Source organism: Galactobacter sp. (genome assembly GCF_022712295.1).
Taxonomy (GTDB): domain Bacteria; phylum Actinomycetota; class Actinomycetes; order Actinomycetales; family Micrococcaceae; genus Galactobacter.
The window spans coordinates 42685-59294 of sequence record NZ_JALAGT010000131.1; the positions used below are offsets into that span (position 1 = coordinate 42685).

Sequence of the window (16610 nt, forward strand, 5' to 3'; positions counted from 1 at the left end):
TTCGTGAGTGCCCTCTACGATTGCTCGGATCCGGCAGCCCGTGCCGAAGGCATCGCTGCGGCCCAGGAGGCCCTGGCCGCACGCGGATGCATCGTCATCCCCACCGATACCGTCTACGGGATCGGTGCGGACGCATTCTCCCCTCAGGCCGTCGCCACACTGCTGGCCGCCAAGGGCCGGAACCGTCAGATGCCGCCACCGGTCCTGATCCCGCGACTGTCGGCACTCGACGGTCTCGCAACCGACGTCCCGGAAGGTGCCAGGATCCTGGCGCAGAAATTGTGGCCTGGTGCGTTGACGCTGATTCTCCCCGCGCAGCCGTCCCTGACCTGGGACCTCGGCGAAACCCACGGAACGGTGGGTCTGCGGATGCCGGACGACGAGGTGGCGTTGGACCTGCTCTCCGCCGTGGGGCCGCTGGCCGTGTCCAGCGCCAACCGTACCGGCGTCCCCACGGGCCCCACCGCGGCCGACGCGAGAGCGCAACTGGCCGACTCCGTGGAGGTCTACCTCGAGGACGGTGCCCGGCCGTTGGAGGGCGTGACCCCTACCCCCTCCACCATCGTGGACTACACCGTCGAGCCCCCGCGGGTGGTGCGGCAAGGCGCCCTGCCCCTGGACACGCTGCAGGAACTGGACCCGGACATCGTGGGAATCGACCGGGACCCCGCCGCATGAGGGTCTACCTGCTCATGCTTGCGGTGTCGTTCGCGGTCTCCGCCTGCGTGACGCCGTTGGTGCGTGCAGTGGGAATGCGCACCATGGCGGACATCCCGCTGCGCAGCCGGGACATGCACCACGAACACATCCCCAAGCTCGGGGGAGTGGCCATGATCGCGGCGGTGCTCGTGGGACTGGCGATGGCATCCCAAGCACCCTTTCTCTCCGGGATCTTCACCCGGCCGGATATCGTCCTCGGCCTGGTTCTGGCGCTCCTCGTGGTGCTCGTGATCGGCGTGGCCGACGACCTATTCGACCTTCACTGGTCCATCAAGATGGTCGGCCAGTTCGGCACGGCCCTGTTACTTGCCTTCTCCGGTGTGCGAATCGAAGTCCTTCCCGTTGGCTGGTTCATGTTGCAGAACCCGTTCTGGCAGATCGCCGTCGCTGTGCTGGTCATGGTGGCCATGATGAATGCCATCAACTTCGTGGACGGACTGGACGGCCTCGCTGCCGGCATCGCCGCCATCGGTGCCAGCGCCTTCTTCCTCTACTGCTACCTGCTGGCCAAGGACGTGAACCAGTACGATCACTCGAACCTGGCCGCCTTGTTGATGGTTCTGCTGCTCGGGGCATCGCTTGGCTTCCTTGTCCACAACTTCAACCCGGCCAAGATCTTCATGGGGGAGACCGGGGCCCAGATGATCGGCCTCGTCATGGCCGTGGCCGCCATCAGCGTCACCACCGACGTCCAGGCACTGGACGGATTCCGCTTCCGCAACGTCCCCGCCTACATGCCCATCCTCCTGCCCCTCGCGGTCATCCTGATCCCGGTGATCGACATGGTCGCGGCCGTCATCAGGCGCACAGCACGCGGGACCTCTCCGTTCACCGCCGACCGTGGGCACCTACACCACAAGCTCGTGGACGGCGGCTACACGCACAGGGGCGCCGTGCTGTTGCTCTACGTGTGGTCGGCCATCGTGGCCTTCGGTACCGTCTCGCTGAACTGGATCCCTGCCACGATCTCGTTGCCCGTCATGGCCGTAGCCCTCGTGGCGGCGGCGCTGGTGACCGCCAGCCCCTGGATCCGGAAGCGATTCTCGATTCGATCGGCTGCCAAGGCCCGTCGGATGGCGGAGCAACGTAGGGGACGGCTCTGATCCGGATGCGAACAGAAACGAGTTTGTGACGCGCACGTCACTTTCCTCGGTTTCGTCACGAGTTCGACGCAAGGTAGAATGATTTGCGATGCGCCGTCTTCTGGCGCACCATCACCCCTTAGCTAGACAGAGCCGCAACCATCTGGTGCGGTTGGAGGACACATGGGTCATCGACAGGCAACAGCGCGGCGTCGCGCTGAGGTGCCGGTCGAGGCAACGTCTTCCCAGGACAACCCGTGGCTCGGAATCGCGATGAGATCGGGTCTGGTGACCCTCGGTGCCGGCCTGGTGGTCAGCGTGATCGGAGCGCTGACGAGCGGAACCTCCGGGTTCGTCTCCTCCCTGGCCGCCATGCTCGTGGTGGTGCTGTTCTTCGGCATCTCCCTGGTCGTGGCCGCCTACGTTGGCCACAAGGCACCCAAGGCCATCATGAGTTCCTTCATGGTCACCTACATCGTGAAGGTGATCGGGTTCGGCGCCCTGCTGCTCATTCCACGTGACCCCGCCTGGTTCTCCCGACTCTGGATCACCGTCTCCGCAGTGACCTGCGTGTTGGTCTGGCAGCTCGTGGAGGTCTACCTCTTCTCCAGTCTCAGACTGCAACTCTTCGATGACGCACCCCAGCAGGGCAGCGCCACCGGTGCAGCCCACGCCAGAACCAAGGAGGCCTGAACATGGCAGAGAATCAACCGGCCTGGATGTCGCAAGAACTCACGCCCGGGAAGATGTACCTGAACTACATCATTGCCGGAGTGATCTTCCTCGGTTTGGTAGGCTTTGTCGTGGGTCTGATGGTGCACCAGAGCTGGGTCCTGTACGTCGGGATCGGCCTCGGTGTCGTGGTCGGGGCCCTCCTGGCCAGGATGCACGTGGCAGCCCAAGAACGGGACCACGCGAAGACGGTGAAGGATTCATGACCGAAGCTAAGTTCACCGCGCAGGTGCGGGTTATCCCCCTGCGTGTGTCAGCAACTGACAGCAGAGAGGAAAAGCGTTGATCGCGCTTGCGCAACCGAGCGTCGCTTCAGGCGACGAATTCACGCCTCCCACCCTGGAGGACCTCCACCTCCCCGAGATCCTCCCCTGGAATGCAGAATACGGCACCGGCTTCGGCAAGCAGATGCTCCTGGTACTGCTCATCGTCGTCGTGGTGGCCTGGTTCCTGGTCGCCACCGCGCGTAAGCGCAAATTGGTGCCGGGCAAGTTCCAGTTCGCCGGTGAGATGGCTTACGGCTTCGGCCGCAACATCAGCAAGGACATGCTGGGCGAGAAGGACTTCCGTAAGTTCACTCCGCTGCTGACCTCGCTGTTCCTCTTCATTCTGCTCGGCAACCTGATGGGTTCACTGCCCTTCTTCCAGGTTCCCGTCACCTCCCATGTCGGTACCGCCTATGCACTGGCCGGCATCGTCTACCTGTACTGGCTGTACCTGGGCTTCAAGACCCACGGCTTCAAGTACTTCAAGGTGCTGCTGATGCCCTCCGGCGTCCCGCCGGTCCTCTATATCGTGGTGATCCCGATCGAGTTCCTCTCGAACCTGATCGTGCGTCCCATGACCCACTCCCTCCGACTCTTCGCAACGATGCTCTCCGGGCACATGATCGTCGCGCTGACCGCTACCGCCATGAGCTTCATGTTCACCCAGCTGGGTGAATGGTGGGGCTACCCGATCGGTTCGCTGATCTTCATCGGCGGTCTGGCCATGTACCTGTTCGAGATCTTCATCCAGGTGCTGCAGGCCTACGTGTTCGCGCTGCTGACGGCCGTGTACATCCAGGGCTCCATCGGCGAGGCCCACTGACCCGGACCAACTGGTCCACCCAAGAACCTCCCCTGTTCACCACGACGGGGGTCATTCACCCGCCCTGTCCACCGGGAAGAAGCCCCGGGGACATCGTGAAAGGAAAACAATGGAAATCTCCGGCTCCCTCAACGCCATCGGTTACGGCCTCTCCGCCATCGGCGGCGGCATCGGCGTGGGTCTCGTCTTCGCGGCCTTCATCCAGGGTGTTGCCCGCCAGCCCGAGGCACAGCGCGTCCTGCAGCCGCTGGCCTTCCTGGGTCTGGCCTTCACCGAAGCCCTCGCCATCCTCGGCCTGGTGTTCGCCTTCGTCTGGTCCTGATCCTCACTCAGGCCGGTTCGAGTAGTACAAGCCGGCCCACGTGATTCAGTCCCAACGCAGATACAGAAAGACGGGTGAAACATGGACAACGCAGTCATCTTGGCAGCTGAGGGCGCAAACCCCCTGATGCCGAACTGGTGGGAGGTGCTCGTCACCCTCGTCGGCTTCCTGATCCTGCTGTTCATCGTCGCTAAGGTCGCCGTGCCGATGTTCGAGAAGACCTTCGCCGAGCGCACCGCCGCCATCGAAGGTGGCATCGAAAAGGCAGAGGCCGCACAGGCCGAGGCCAACGCAGCACGCGACGCCTACAAGCAGCAACTCAACGACGCGCGCACCGAGGCCGGTCGCATCCGTGAGGAGGCTCGCTCCGAAGGAGCCGAGATCCTGGCGGAAGCCAAGGCCAAGGCTTCCTCCGAGGCCGCACGCATGACCGAACAGGCACAGACCGCCATCGCAGCAGAACGCGTCGCCGCACAGGCCTCGCTGCGCTCCGAGGTCGGATCCCTGGCCACGGACCTGGCGTCCAAGATCGTGGGCGAGGCCCTCGATGACGACGCTCGCTCCGCCCGCGTCGTCGACCGTTTCTTGGTCGACCTCGAGGCCCAGCAGGCAGGTGCAGCGAAGTAATGGCAGCAACGACGAGTGAGTCACAGGCCGCGGCCGAGTCACGCCTCGAAGAGGTCCTGAGCGGGGCAGATCTGTCCCTCTCCCAGGAACTGTTCGATGTGCTCGGCCTCCTGGACGCGAACGCCAGCCTGCGTCGCGCCCTGACCGATCCTTCCCGCGATGCCGAGGCCAAGCAGGGTCTCGTCACGCAACTGATCGGATCCAAGGTCGGCGCAGCCACGCTCAACGTGGTGAACGCGCTGGTCGCTTCCCGCTGGAGCAACGAACGCGATCTCGGCGACACGCTGGAGCACCTCGCGGCCCTCGCGGCCGTAGCGGTGGCAGAGCGGGACGGGGCCGACGGCCTCGACGCGCTGCAGGCACAGCTGCTCGGGTTCGTGGACCTGGTCAAGGCGGACCACGACCTGTTGTGGGCCTTCGAGGATCGCTCCGCGACGGCCCAGGCCAAGGCAGAGTTGGCGACCACGCTGGTCCCCAACGCTACCGAGGCCGCTCGCTCGTTGATCACGCGGGCCGTCACGGACCCTCGTGGCCTCCGCCCCACCGACCTGGTGGAGCGATTCGCACAAGTGGCAGCGCGTCGCCAGCGCCGGTGGATCGCCACCGTCAGCGCAACCCGTCCGCTGACCCAGGAGCAGGCTGACCGGCTGCTGGCCGGACTCAACGCCCTCTACGGCCGAGAGCTTCGCCTCAACGTGGTCATCGACCGTACCCTCGTGGGCGGTCTTCGCGTGGAGGTCGGGGACGAGGTCGTGGATGCCACGGCAGCCACCCGCCTTGCCGAACTGCGCCGCCGCATGGCCGGCTGACGCAGCCTCGGGCACACAAGCGACACATACACAGACTGAATTACGAACTTTAGAGCTTAGGAGACGCAGATGGCCGATCTGACCATCAATGCAGACGACGTCCGCAGCGCCCTCAACGCCTTCGCCGAGTCCTACACCCCGGATTCTGCCCAGCGCGTGGAGGTCGGCCACGTGGTCACCGCTGCCGACGGCATCGCTCACGTCGAGGGCCTGCCCTCTGTCATGGCGAACGAACTGGTCCGTTTCGAGGACGGCACCCTGGGCCTGGCTCAGAACCTGGACCGCCGCGAAATCGGTGTCATCGTCCTCGGTGACTTCGAAGGGATCGAAGAGGGACAGGAGGTGCACCGCACCGGCGAGGTTCTCTCGGTGCCGGTCGGTGACAACTTCCTCGGCCGAGTCGTGGACCCGCTGGGTAACCCCATCGACGACCAGGGCGAGATCGTCGCCGAGGGCCGCCGCAACCTGGAACTGCAGGCACCCACGGTGACGCAGCGCCAGTCCGTCGGCGAGCCCCTGCAGACGGGCCTGAAGGCCATCGACGCCATGATCCCGATCGGTCGCGGTCAGCGCCAGCTGATCATCGGTGACCGCCAGACCGGCAAGACCGCCATCGCGATCGACGCCATTCTGAACCAGCGCGACAACTGGGCCACGGGTGACGTCACCAAGCAGGTGCGCTGCATCTACGTGGCCGTGGGCCAGAAGGCCTCCACCATCGCCTCCGTGAAGGAGACCCTGGAGGAGCACGGCGCCATGGAGTACACCACCATCGTGGCCTCCCCGGCCTCCGATGCTGCCGGCTTCAAGTACCTTGCCCCCTACGCGGGCTCGGCCATCGGCCAGCACTGGATGTACGGCGGCAAGCACGTCCTCATCATCTTCGATGACCTGTCGAAGCAGGCCGAGGCCTACCGCTCCGTGTCCCTGCTGCTGCGCCGCCCGCCGGGACGCGAGGCCTACCCGGGTGACGTCTTCTACCTGCACTCCCGCCTGCTGGAGCGTTGTGCAAAGCTCTCCGACGAGCTCGGTGCCGGCTCCATGACCGGTCTGCCGATCATCGAGACCAAGGCCAATGACGTCTCCGCGTTCATTCCCACGAACGTCATCTCCATCACCGACGGCCAGATCTTCCTGCAGTCGGACCTCTTCAACGCCAACCAGCGTCCCGCTGTGGACGTGGGTGTTTCCGTGTCCCGCGTGGGCGGCGCCGCTCAGGTCAAGGCCATGAAGAAGGTTGCCGGTACCTTGAAGATCGACCTGGCGCAGTACCGCGACATGCAGGCCTTCGCCATGTTCGCCTCCGACCTGGATGCCGCTTCCAAGCAGCAGCTGACCCGTGGTTCCCGACTGATGGAGTTGCTGAAGCAGGGCCAGTACAAGCCCTACGCGGTCGAGGAGCAGGTTGTCTCCATCTGGGCCGGTACCAAGGGCCACCTGGACGAGGTCCCGGTGGAGGACGTGCTGCGCTTCGAGGGCGAGTTCATTGACGCGCTGCGTCGCCGCACCTCGGTGCTGACCACCATTGCCCAGACGGGCAAGCTGGAGGACGACACCGTGGCAGCCCTCGAGTCCACCGTGGAAGAGGTCAAGGCCGGCTTCTTCGGCAAGGGCGATGACCACCTGGTGGCCGCGGGCCACGAGGAGTTCAACGCCCTCGGCGACGAGGACGTTGCCCAGGAACAGATCGTCACGCAGAAGCGCTGACCCTCGGAACATGGGGCGGGTCCACCAGGATCCGCCCCCTCCGAGGAGGAAAGGACATCCATGGGAGCCCAGATCCGGGTTTACCGCCAGAAGATCGCATCGACGTCGTCGATGAAGAAGATCTTCAAGGCGATGGAGCTGATCGCTACCTCGCGTATCGGTAAGGCGCGTGGCCGTGTGGCCGCGTCGTTGCCCTACGCGAAGGCCATCACTCGCGCCGTTTCCGCCGTCGCTTCTCAGTCCGAGGTCGATCACCCGCTCACTCGTGAGCCGGAGTCCGTGACTCGCTCCGCTGTGGTCATCTGCACCTCAGACCGTGGTTTGGCGGGTTCGTACTCCGCCAACGTGTTGAAGGAAGCGGAAGAGCTCATCACCAGGCTCACCGAGGCGGGCAAGCAGGTCGACGTCTACCTCTACGGCCGCAAGGCGGAGGCATACTTCGAGTTCCGCGAGCGCAGCTTCAAGCAGGTGTGGACCGGTTCCACTGATGAGCCGGTGTTCGAGACCGCCAAGGAGATCGGTGCCAAGGTCCTCGAGGCCTTCAACACCGAGACCGCGGCAGGCGGCGTTGACGAGATCCACCTCGTGTACACGCAGTTCAAGTCCATGGTGCTGCAGGAACCCGCCGTGGTTCGCCTGCTGCCCCTGGAGGTCGTCGAGGAGAAGGTCACCGAGACTACCAGCGAGGTGCTGCCGCTCTACGAGTACGAGCCCGAGGCGGAAGAGGTGCTAGACGCACTGCTTCCCCGCTACATCGACTCGCGCGTCTTCGCGGCTCTGCTGCAGTCCGCGGCCTCCGAGCTGGCAGCACGCCAGCGCGCCATGAAGACCGCCGGAGACAACGCCTCCGACCTGATCGAGAAGTACACGCGACTGCGCAACAACGCCCGCCAGGCGGAGATCACGCAGGAACTGACGGAGATCGTGGCCGGCGCGGATTCGCTCTGACCGTCATTCGTCTGAACAAGCGTTTCGCGTGTAGCGGCGCAGCCCGAACCAGGTTCGGGACCAAGAAGCACACGCAGCCAAACCCCTAAGTGAAGTGAGAGAGATGACTGCTCAAGTTACCGAAGCGGGGACGACCGCGACGCCGGGTGCCACCGGCCGCATCGCCCGCGTCATCGGCCCGGTCGTCGACGTCGAGTTCCCGGCGGACGCGATTCCGGCTATCTACAACGCGCTGACCACCGAGGTCACGCTCAACGGTGCCAAGCGCACCATCACCTTCGAGACCAGCCAGCACCTCGGCGACAACCTGGTGCGCGCTATCTCCCTGCAGACCACCGACGGACTCGTCCGCGGCGCCGTGGTGCAGGACTCCGGTGCACCGATCTCCGTTCCGGTCGGCAAGGAAGTCAAGGGGCACATCTTCAACGTGCTCGGCGATTCCCTCGACGTGCCGATCGAGGAAGTCGGCGTCCAGGAGCGCTGGCCCATCCACCGCAAGCCCCCGCACTTCTCCGAGCTCGAGGGCTCCACCGAGATGCTGGAGACCGGCATCAAGGTGATCGACCTGTTGACCCCCTACATCAAGGGCGGCAAGATCGGCCTGTTCGGCGGCGCAGGCGTGGGCAAGACCGTGCTCATCCAGGAGATGATCACGCGTGTGGCCCGCAACTTCGGCGGTACCTCCGTGTTCGCCGGTGTCGGCGAGCGTACCCGTGAGGGTAACGACCTCTGGGTCGAGATGGACGAGGCCAACGTGCTCAAGGACACCGCCTTGGTGTTCGGTCAGATGGATGAGCCGCCGGGAACGCGTCTGCGCGTGGCCCTGTCCGGTCTGACCATGGCGGAGTACTTCCGCGATGTCGAGAAGCAGGACGTGCTGTTGTTCATCGACAACATCTTCCGCTTCACGCAGGCCGGTTCCGAGGTGTCCACGCTGCTGGGCCGTATGCCCTCCGCCGTGGGTTACCAGCCCAACCTGGCAGACGAGATGGGTCTCCTCCAGGAGCGCATCACGTCCACCAAGGGGCACTCCATCACGTCGATGCAGGCCATCTACGTTCCTGCTGACGACTACACCGACCCGGCGCCGGCCACCACGTTCGCCCACTTGGACGCAACGACGGAGCTCTCCCGTGAGATCGCCTCGCGTGGTCTGTACCCGGCAGTGGATCCGCTGACCTCGACATCGCGCATCCTCGACCCGCAGTACGTGGGCCAGGAGCACTACGACACCGCTGTGCGCGTGAAGCAGATCCTGCAGAAGAACAAGGAACTGCAGGACATCATCGCGATCCTCGGTGTGGACGAGCTCTCGGAAGAGGACAAGATCGTCGTCTCCCGCGCACGCCGCATCCAGCAGTTCCTGTCGCAGAACACCTACACGGCCATCCAGTTCACTGGTGTCGAGGGTTCCACCGTGCCGATCAAGGACACCGTGGAGGGCTTCAACGCCATCTGCAACGGCGACTTGGACCACGTTGCCGAGCAGGCGTTCTTCAACGTCGGTGACATCAACGACGTGCTGCGCGCCTGGGACAAGATCCAGAAGGAATCCTGATCATGTCTCAGCTCGACGTCGAGGTCGTTGCCGCCGACCACCACGTGTGGGCCGGTCAGGCTCGTCGCGTCAACGCGTTCACCGTGGGAGGCGACATCGGCGTGCTGCCGGGTCACACCCCGGTGCTCTCGCTGCTGGCGGCCGGTCGTGTGGAGATCGAGCCCCTCGAGGGCCCGCGCGTTCACATCAAGGCAGACGGGGGTTTCCTCTCCGTCGATTCCGATCGGGTGACCATCGTGGCCGACGACGCCGAACTGGCGCAGGCCTGACGGAACCGATACGCCCGTGCATTGGTACGTCCTCGTCGGTCTCGTTGCTGCGGTGGTGGCCATCGCAGCCGGACTGACGGGGGCGTTCCTGATGCGCAGGCATCAGCTGCGCTCCATGCTCGGCACGTTCGAGTGCGAGTTGCAGCGGGGGGAGTCCACCAGCTGGCGCTCCGGCATCTGCAAGTACAACGACCACAGCCTGGAGTTCCTGAAACTGTGGTCGCTGTCCCCGCTGCCGGCACTCACGATGACGAGGACCAGCCTGGAGATCGTCGGTCGGGACATCACGGAATCCGAGGAGGACTCCGCTGACGACGACCGCGACATGATCGTGGATCTCGACACCGATGTCGGTCGGGTTCGGTTGGGTCTCAGCTACGCGGCCTACACCGGGCTCTCCGCCTGGATCGAGGCCGGACCGGTTGCCGGTGTCGGTACCTGGAGGCAGTAGCCGCTCACATCTTCACTTCAGTACGGCGAGGGCCCCGGAACCGTTCACGGTTCCGGGGCCCTCGCTGAAGTTGTTCAATGCTCAGAAGAGCCTGTACTCGGCGTCGTCGACACCGCGCATGGCATCGTAATCCAGAACCAGGCACTCGATGCCTCGGTCCAAGGCCAGCGTGCGAGCCTGCGGCTTGATCTGCTGCGCAGCGAAGACTCCGCGGACCGGAGCAAGCAGGGGATCGCGATTCAGCAGATCCAGGTAGCGCGTCAGCTGCTCCACACCGTCGATATCGCCGCGGCGTTTGAGCTCGACGGCCACGCCCATTCCCTCCGCGTCCCGGGCCAGGATGTCCACCGGTCCGATCGCGGTCATGTACTCGCGTCGAACCAGCGTGGTGCCGATTCCGAGCAGTTCGATCTGTTCGGCGAGCAGCCGCTGCAAATCGGCCTCGACGCCGTCCTTGACCAGACCTGGATCCATACCGAGTTCATGGGCGGTGTCCGAGATCCGCTCGGTGATGCGGATGGTGAGGTGGTCGTCGTTCTTGGCGGCCTGTACCTGCCACACCTCGGACACCCCTGCAGCGCGGTCGTCCTCGTCGGGCTCCTCGATGTGCAGGTGAGCGGGTGGGCTCATCCAGTTCAAGGGCTTGTAACTGCCGCCGTCGGAATGGATCAGAACGGAGCCGTCCGCCTTGACCATCAACAGCCGCTTGGCCAGGGGGAGATGGGCGCGCAGACGGCCCTCGTAGTCCACAGAACACTTCGCGATCACCAAACGCACCGAATCATTCTAAGGGGTTCGGCGCCTCGGGCCGGCACTCGGCCGATCGTGTGGTGCCGGTGTGTCCATCCAGGGTTCCGGCGGCGCACAATAGTGGGGTGCCACGTTCCAATCGTCCGCGTCGTTCCTCACGTCCAAGCAAGTCCTCGCGTTCGCGGGGACAGCGCTCGTCCTCGAACGAGGTCGAAGGTCCCGGCGGATGGAGCCTCGACTTCGGCGGTGACGGTGGTTGGCGACACCACGGCCTGGCTACGGTGCAGCATTTCTCGGACGGGGCGTGGCACGTGCGAGGCATTGCCTCCTACGGTGCCCTGAAGTCCTATCGCTGTCCGGGGTGCGACCAGATCATCTCCCCAGGGGTGAGCCATCTGGTGGCCTGGCGCGCGGACGGACCGCGCTCCGATCGTGATGCGGAAGCCGACCGCCGGCATTGGCACCAACGGTGTTGGGATCACCACGCCCCCCGACGCTGAGGACTCCGAGGAAGCCGCATACGATGGGCTGGTGACCTCCGAACGTCTTCTTTATCGTTTTCACCGCGAACCAGTCCGTCTGCGACCGGACAGCGTGCTGCCCGCCCAGCGGGAGGATGTGGTGCTGCACACCCAGGACGGTCTGGAGCTGGTGGGGGAATTGGCCCTACCGGCGGAGTCCGCGCCCAAGGCGACCCTGGTGCTTCTGCACCCCTTGCCCACCCACGGCGGCTTCATGGACTCTCACGTGTATCGCAAGGCCGCGTACCGTTTGCCCGCCTTGGCGGACCTGGCCGTGCTGCGTTTCAACACCCGAGGAACGACGTCGCCGCGCGGGACGTCTCAAGGCGAGTTCGACGAGGGCGAGGGCGAGCGCTTCGATGTGGCCGCTGCCCTTGACTTCGTGGAAGAACGGGGGCTGCCCGATGTCTGGTTGGTGGGGTGGAGCTTCGGAACGGAACTGGTCCTGAGGTACGGTTCGGTGCGGCCCAATCTGGGACGGATCAACGGGGCGATCCTGTTGTCGCCGCCGCTCCACCGTGCCACCATGGAGGACTTGGACCGTTGGGAGGGCACGGGGCTGCCGTTGAAGATCCTGGTTCCGGAGTTCGATGATTACCTGAGGCCTGCCGAGGCCCACGAGGTCTTCGGTCGGCATGTCCCCAGCGCGGAGTTGGTGCCTGTGGCGGGCGCGAAACACCTGTGGGTGGGGGAGAAGTACGTGCAGCGGGTCCACCAGGAGATCGTGGACGCGGTGCTCGGTGACGATGCGCCGACCCTACCGGCAGAGGTCACGGGACTGGTCGCGAAGGCGTGAGCGTCAACGGGCATCCTGTCGCTTGACCCAGATCTCCTTGACCAGGAGCAGAACGGCGGCGGCCACAGGAATGGCCATGAGTGCTCCAAGGATCCCGAGCAGGCTCCCGCCTGCCACCACCGCGATCACGGCCACCGCGCCGGGCACCTTGACTGCTCGGCTCATGATCTTCGGCGAGATCAGGTACGCCTCGACCTGGAGATAGCTGAAGTAGAAGATCGCGTAGGTCAGGGCTGCCTGCCACCCCGGATCGAACAGGGCCACGAGCAGCACCAGGATTCCTGCGCACACCCCTCCCACCAGGGGGACGAAGGCCAGCATCGCCACGCCGATACTGAGCAGCGCACGGTAGGGAACACCCACGATGCTCATGAGGATGAAGGCGAAGACCGCGTTGCAGATCGCAACGGTGGCCTGGCCTATGACGTAGTTGCCCACCCCGGCGGTGATCTGTTCCGTCAGCTGACTGGTCCGAGCTCGTCGCGAGGCGGGAACGATGGAGTACGCGAAGGTCTTCAGGCCGGGCAGCGAGACCAGGATGTACATGGCGAGAACGAACACGATGAGGGCGCCGAAAGCGACCTGCCCCACCACCGTTCCTGCGGTGACGACACCGTTGAAGATGCCACCGAGGACGTCCGGGCTGTTCAGGGCGTCGTCGACGCGGGTCTCGAGTTCGTCCAGGATCCCCAGGTGCTCATCGATGCTCTGGACGGTGGAATTGGCCACGACGGAGTCGATGATCTCAGGAGCGTGATTGACCAACTGCGTGATCTGCGTGACGAGCTGCGGGATGAGGAGGGCCAAGACGGTCCCGGCCACGGCAACGAACCCCCCGAGCACCACAAGCACGCCACCGATCCGCGGCCATCCCCGGCGTTCGAAGAAACGCACCACCGGGTCCAGGCCGAGGGCGATGAACAGGGCCAGCGCGATCCACATCAGCAGCTGGTCCAAGGAGGCCAGCAGGATCCACAGCAGGACCACGAAGGCGAGCCCGAGCCCCATGGAGAATCCGAAGGCGACTGGCCTCAGCCGGACCTGGCCCGTAGAGGCCTCCGTCGCCGGCCCAAGCCGTGGGTTGCTCCGTTCGGGGCCGCCGAGCAGCCGCTGGTACCAACGCTGCCGTTCGTGCGATCCCGTGCCCGACGTCGTGACGCCCTCAGCGCCGCCGTTCGGCTGGGTACCGTCCCCGGCAGCGCCGTCCCCGGCGATGTCGGGGCCGGACTGTGCTTCGGCGTTGGGCACGGGGGGGCCCGCCGCCGCCGACTCGTCACGGCGCGTCGCCTCGGGCCCCGTCGGCTCAGAGGACGGGGTGCTTCCAGGGGAATCGCTCGTGGGCACGGGACCAGGCTAGCCGCTCGGAGACGGTTGAGGGTGTGTCCGATCACCTCGGAAACATTCGGTGGCCCGTTCCAAGCCTCATCCCAGGGTCGGGTCGATACACTGGAAGCCGAAGTGTGTCCGTTATTGAGGAATTCGAGGAACCAGACCAGTGCGCCGTACCGTCCCCATCATCTTGCTCGTGCTCGGTGTGGTGTCCGCCGTCATCGGGGTAGGGCGGCTCTCCTTCTGGGCCCCTCCCGCGACCCTGAGCGTCGAGTCCAAGAACCTGGACACCGAAGCCCCACTGACCCTGATCACGCAGCCGGTGAGGGAGTTCGCCGGTGACGGGGCATCTCTCACCGTTCATGCTGATGGCAAGTTCCGTGCCGTGGTGGGCCGTGCCGAGGACGTGGACGCCTGGGTCGGCGACGCCAGCCGGACCGTGTTCAGCGGTGTGGACGAGGACAACGGGTCCTTCTCGGTGCAGCAGGTCCCAGGTTCATCCACCGCACCGAACCCGGCCGGATCGGATCTGTGGGTTGCGGATGCCCAACAGTCGGGTGAATGGACCGCGTCCTGGTCCTCGGGGGACGCAGATGACCAGAACTCCTGGACGCCTCCAGCGGACGGCGAATGGACCATGCTCTTGGCCACGGACGGCCAGCATGCCGCTCCTACCGAGATGTCGATGACGTGGGACAACCCTGCCGCCACGCCTGCAGCCAAATTCGGATCCGCAGTGTGGTGGTTCGTCGGTGCCCTGGTGTTGTTGATCGCGGCACTGATCTTCTTCAGGCGTAAGCCTCGCGAACGCGGTCGTCGGGCGGCCGCTCCGGCCGCGCCCGGTTCTCGTAGGGCCTCTCGTGAGGCAGAACGCGGGACCAAGCGTTCCTCACATGGCACCGAGGCATCCACCAGCGCTTTGCCCGTGGTGACCACGGCCGCGAGCAGCGACGAAACGCTGCTCAGCGATGACGACACGGTGATTCGCCCACTGGCCGGCGATGACGAGACGATGATCCGCCCACTGGATCTTCCCGATGTTCCGGAAGCGGACACCGAGGACCTGGCGGATCTGGCCGAATCCGAGGAATACGTCGGTCCGGTCGAGAACCCCACTGAGGAGGACGACATGGCGGGCAACGACGATTCCGACCTCCCCGGCGGACCCGCTGAAGACGACTCCCGGCGTGGGGGTCCAGGACGGGGCGTTCGTTGGCGCCGCGGCGCTGCGGTCGGCCTCGCGGCGAGTGCCCTGGTGCTGCCGGCAGGTTCGGCGTGGGCGGCTCCCCAGACGTCGGTCACCGTGGCCGCGGATGAGCAGCAGGGCGAGTCCTCCGAGGCCGATGCACACCCCGTGCTCGTCGAGTCGCAATTGCAGCGCATCCTCGATGACGTTTCCGCGGCACAGGCCAAGGGCGACAAGTCTCGCAAGGCCAAGGACCTCGGCGACAGGTTCGCCGGTCCGGCGTTGGAGCTGCGCACCAACAACTATGCCAACCGCGGCAAGGGAGTCAGCGACGTCGCCGCCATCCCGGCCATCGACGGGGACCAGCTCAGAGCCGCGGCCGTGACCACCACGAGCCAGTGGCCGCGTGTGGTCATGCTCGTGACGCAGGGCCAGAACCAGTCCTACCCAGTGACCGTGACCCTGGAGCAGAAGTCTCCTCGATCCAACTACGCAGTGGTCCAGTCCGTACCCATGGTGGAGGACGCCAAGTTGCCTGCGGTCATCTTGGGCTCACCCGAGGTCGTCACGCAGGCGCCGGACCAGGACGGGCTTGCCGCCACCCCTGCCGAAGCGGCGAATGGTTTCGCCGACGTGCTCAAGAACTCCAAGAGCAAGTGGGCGCAGAAATTCGACGACTCCAAGTTCGTGACGCAGTGGCACACGAACGTGAACAGTTTCACCAAGGCGCTGAAGAAGGCCGATCCGGACGCCTCCTTCCAGACCAGCTTCTCCGTGGACTCCGGTTCCACGAAGGTGCTGGCCAGTCCCCAGGGCGGCTCCTACGTCTCGGCAGACGTCACCATCACCACCGCGGCCAAGCCCAGCCAGGGTGGCAGCATGACCCTGCCGGGTGACGCCGGCAAGCTCACCGGTGAGAAGGAGACCTCCAAGAGTGTCGTGACCACCTACCAGGTGCCGATCTTCCTCTACATCCCCGCCGCAGGGGACGGAAAGATCCGCGTGGTGGGTGCCGCGCAGCAGGTCACCGGGATCGACCTGAAGTGAGTCGCCTGCGGTGACCCTCCGGCCGCCACGAGCCGGACCAGATCGACAAGTTGTCATCAGTTCCAAGGAGTGAATCCAACACCATGTCATCGCAACAGCAGCCTGCTTCCTCGCACGGCGCGGTCGACCTCTCTGCCCTCGGGGCAGCAGACGGCCAGGACCGGACCGATGCAGGCAGCTCTCCGGAATCCACTGCTCCAGGTAAATGGGCCGTTCAGGTCGATGAACAGCTGTTCCAAGAAGTGGTTCAACTCTCCACACGGGTTCCTGTGGTTCTGGCCGTCACGAACTCGCGGGTTCCCGGCGGCGATCAGTTGCGTAGTGACCTCGTGGCCGCGGTGGAGTCGGAGGCGGGCCGGATGGTGCTCGGCCTCATCGACCCGGACCAGCAGCCGCGGGTGGCGCAGGCCCTGAGCGTGCAGCAGATCCCCGCCGTGCTGGCGGTCCTGGGTGGGCGCCCGATGCCCCTGTTCACCGGTCCCGTGGACAAGACTCAGATCGAGGCCCTGCTGAAGGAATTGACGCAGGTGGCCGTTCAGCAGGGCATGGCCGGCACGGTCCCCCCGCTCAACAGCCAGGCAGACGGCAGCGAACCCTCTCGTTTCGCCGAGGCCGAGGCAGCTCTGGCCGCGGACGATTTCGACGCCGCTGCCACCATCTACCGGAT

17 protein-coding genes and 1 pseudogene are annotated in these 16610 nt (G+C 65.3%); 16 read left to right on the forward strand and 2 right to left on the reverse strand.

Translation table 11 applies throughout. The annotated features are described in order from the left end of the window. Nucleotides 1–3: 3 nt before the first annotated feature. The 13 genes from Q0A15_RS09925 (at nt 4) to Q0A15_RS09985 (ending at nt 10314) form a co-directional block, all read left to right on the forward strand. Entirely contained in the window at nt 4–678 is a 675-nt protein-coding gene (locus Q0A15_RS09925; protein WP_291279371.1) for an L-threonylcarbamoyladenylate synthase, read from the forward strand. Beyond that, nucleotides 675–1823: an MraY family glycosyltransferase gene (locus Q0A15_RS09930; protein WP_291279372.1), complete on the forward strand. Its 1149-nt coding sequence runs from the start codon at nt 675–677 to the stop codon at nt 1821–1823. Before Q0A15_RS09925 ends, Q0A15_RS09930 begins: the two co-directional genes overlap by 4 nt. A 162-nt stretch (nt 1824–1985) precedes the next feature. Next, nucleotides 1986–2495: a hypothetical protein gene (locus Q0A15_RS09935; protein WP_291279373.1), complete on the forward strand. Its 510-nt coding sequence runs from the start codon at nt 1986–1988 to the stop codon at nt 2493–2495. A gap of 2 nt (nt 2496–2497) precedes the next feature. Continuing rightward, nucleotides 2498–2740, forward strand: coding sequence for a hypothetical protein (locus Q0A15_RS09940; RefSeq protein ID WP_291279374.1), 243 nt, complete (start codon nt 2498–2500; stop codon nt 2738–2740). A 76-nt stretch (nt 2741–2816) separates the two neighbouring features. Then, nucleotides 2817–3623, forward strand: coding sequence for a F0F1 ATP synthase subunit A (atpB, locus tag Q0A15_RS09945; protein WP_291279375.1), 807 nt, complete (start codon nt 2817–2819; stop codon nt 3621–3623). A gap of 109 nt (nt 3624–3732) precedes the next feature. Beyond that, nucleotides 3733–3945: an ATP synthase F0 subunit C gene (gene atpE, locus Q0A15_RS09950; RefSeq protein ID WP_291279376.1), complete on the forward strand. Its 213-nt coding sequence runs from the start codon at nt 3733–3735 to the stop codon at nt 3943–3945. Nucleotides 3946–4026: 81 nt separating this feature from the next. Then, nucleotides 4027–4572: a F0F1 ATP synthase subunit B gene (locus Q0A15_RS09955; protein ID WP_291279377.1), complete on the forward strand. Its 546-nt coding sequence runs from the start codon at nt 4027–4029 to the stop codon at nt 4570–4572. Beyond that, entirely contained in the window at nt 4572–5381 is an 810-nt protein-coding gene (locus Q0A15_RS09960; RefSeq protein ID WP_291279378.1) for a F0F1 ATP synthase subunit delta, read from the forward strand. The genes Q0A15_RS09955 and Q0A15_RS09960 overlap by 1 nt, the downstream gene beginning before the upstream one ends. Nucleotides 5382–5450: 69 nt before the next feature. Beyond that, nucleotides 5451–7088, forward strand: a complete 1638-nt coding sequence (gene atpA / locus Q0A15_RS09965) for a F0F1 ATP synthase subunit alpha (protein ID WP_291279379.1) — start codon at nt 5451–5453, stop codon at nt 7086–7088. Nucleotides 7089–7148: 60 nt separating this feature from the next. Beyond that, on the forward strand, nt 7149–8036 hold the full coding sequence (locus tag Q0A15_RS09970) for a F0F1 ATP synthase subunit gamma (RefSeq protein ID WP_291279380.1): 888 nt from the start codon (nt 7149–7151) through the stop codon (nt 8034–8036). 103 nt (nt 8037–8139) lie between these two features. Further along, nucleotides 8140–9594: a F0F1 ATP synthase subunit beta gene (gene atpD / locus Q0A15_RS09975; RefSeq protein WP_291279381.1), complete on the forward strand. Its 1455-nt coding sequence runs from the start codon at nt 8140–8142 to the stop codon at nt 9592–9594. 2 nt (nt 9595–9596) lie between these two features. Beyond that, a complete protein-coding gene (locus Q0A15_RS09980; RefSeq protein WP_291279382.1) occupies nt 9597–9863 on the forward strand; it encodes a F0F1 ATP synthase subunit epsilon in 267 nt (88 codons plus the stop codon). A 16-nt stretch (nt 9864–9879) separates the two neighbouring features. Further along, the gene (locus tag Q0A15_RS09985) at nt 9880–10314 is read left to right on the forward strand and encodes a DUF2550 domain-containing protein (RefSeq protein WP_291279383.1); all 435 of its coding nucleotides are present in this window, start codon (nt 9880–9882) and stop codon (nt 10312–10314) included. Between the two features lie 81 nt (nt 10315–10395). On the opposite strand, the gene nucS is transcribed toward Q0A15_RS09985, so the two are convergent. Beyond that, on the reverse strand, nt 10396–11091 hold the full coding sequence (gene nucS / locus Q0A15_RS09990; protein WP_291279384.1) for an endonuclease NucS: 696 nt from the start codon (nt 11089–11091) through the stop codon (nt 10396–10398). A 504-nt stretch (nt 11092–11595) separates the two neighbouring features. Between nucS and Q0A15_RS09995 the strand changes: the two genes are divergently transcribed. After that, complete coding sequence (locus Q0A15_RS09995) at nt 11596–12381, forward strand: alpha/beta fold hydrolase (RefSeq protein WP_291279385.1); 786 nt, start codon at nt 11596–11598, stop codon at nt 12379–12381. Between the two features lie 3 nt (nt 12382–12384). Here the strand turns inward: Q0A15_RS09995 and Q0A15_RS10000 are convergent, their stop codons facing one another. After that, the gene (locus tag Q0A15_RS10000; RefSeq protein WP_291279386.1) at nt 12385–13629 is read right to left on the reverse strand and encodes an AI-2E family transporter; all 1245 of its coding nucleotides are present in this window, start codon (nt 13627–13629) and stop codon (nt 12385–12387) included. A gap of 247 nt (nt 13630–13876) precedes the next feature. Here Q0A15_RS10000 and Q0A15_RS10005 point away from each other — a divergent pair, with 247 nt between their 5' ends. Next, nucleotides 13877–15943 (forward strand): hypothetical protein, encoded by a 2067-nt coding sequence (locus Q0A15_RS10005; protein ID WP_291279387.1) that lies wholly within the window; start codon nt 13877–13879, stop codon nt 15941–15943. A gap of 83 nt (nt 15944–16026) precedes the next feature. Beyond that, nucleotides 16027–16610: pseudogene (locus Q0A15_RS10010) on the forward strand (hypothetical protein); the annotation flags it as partial.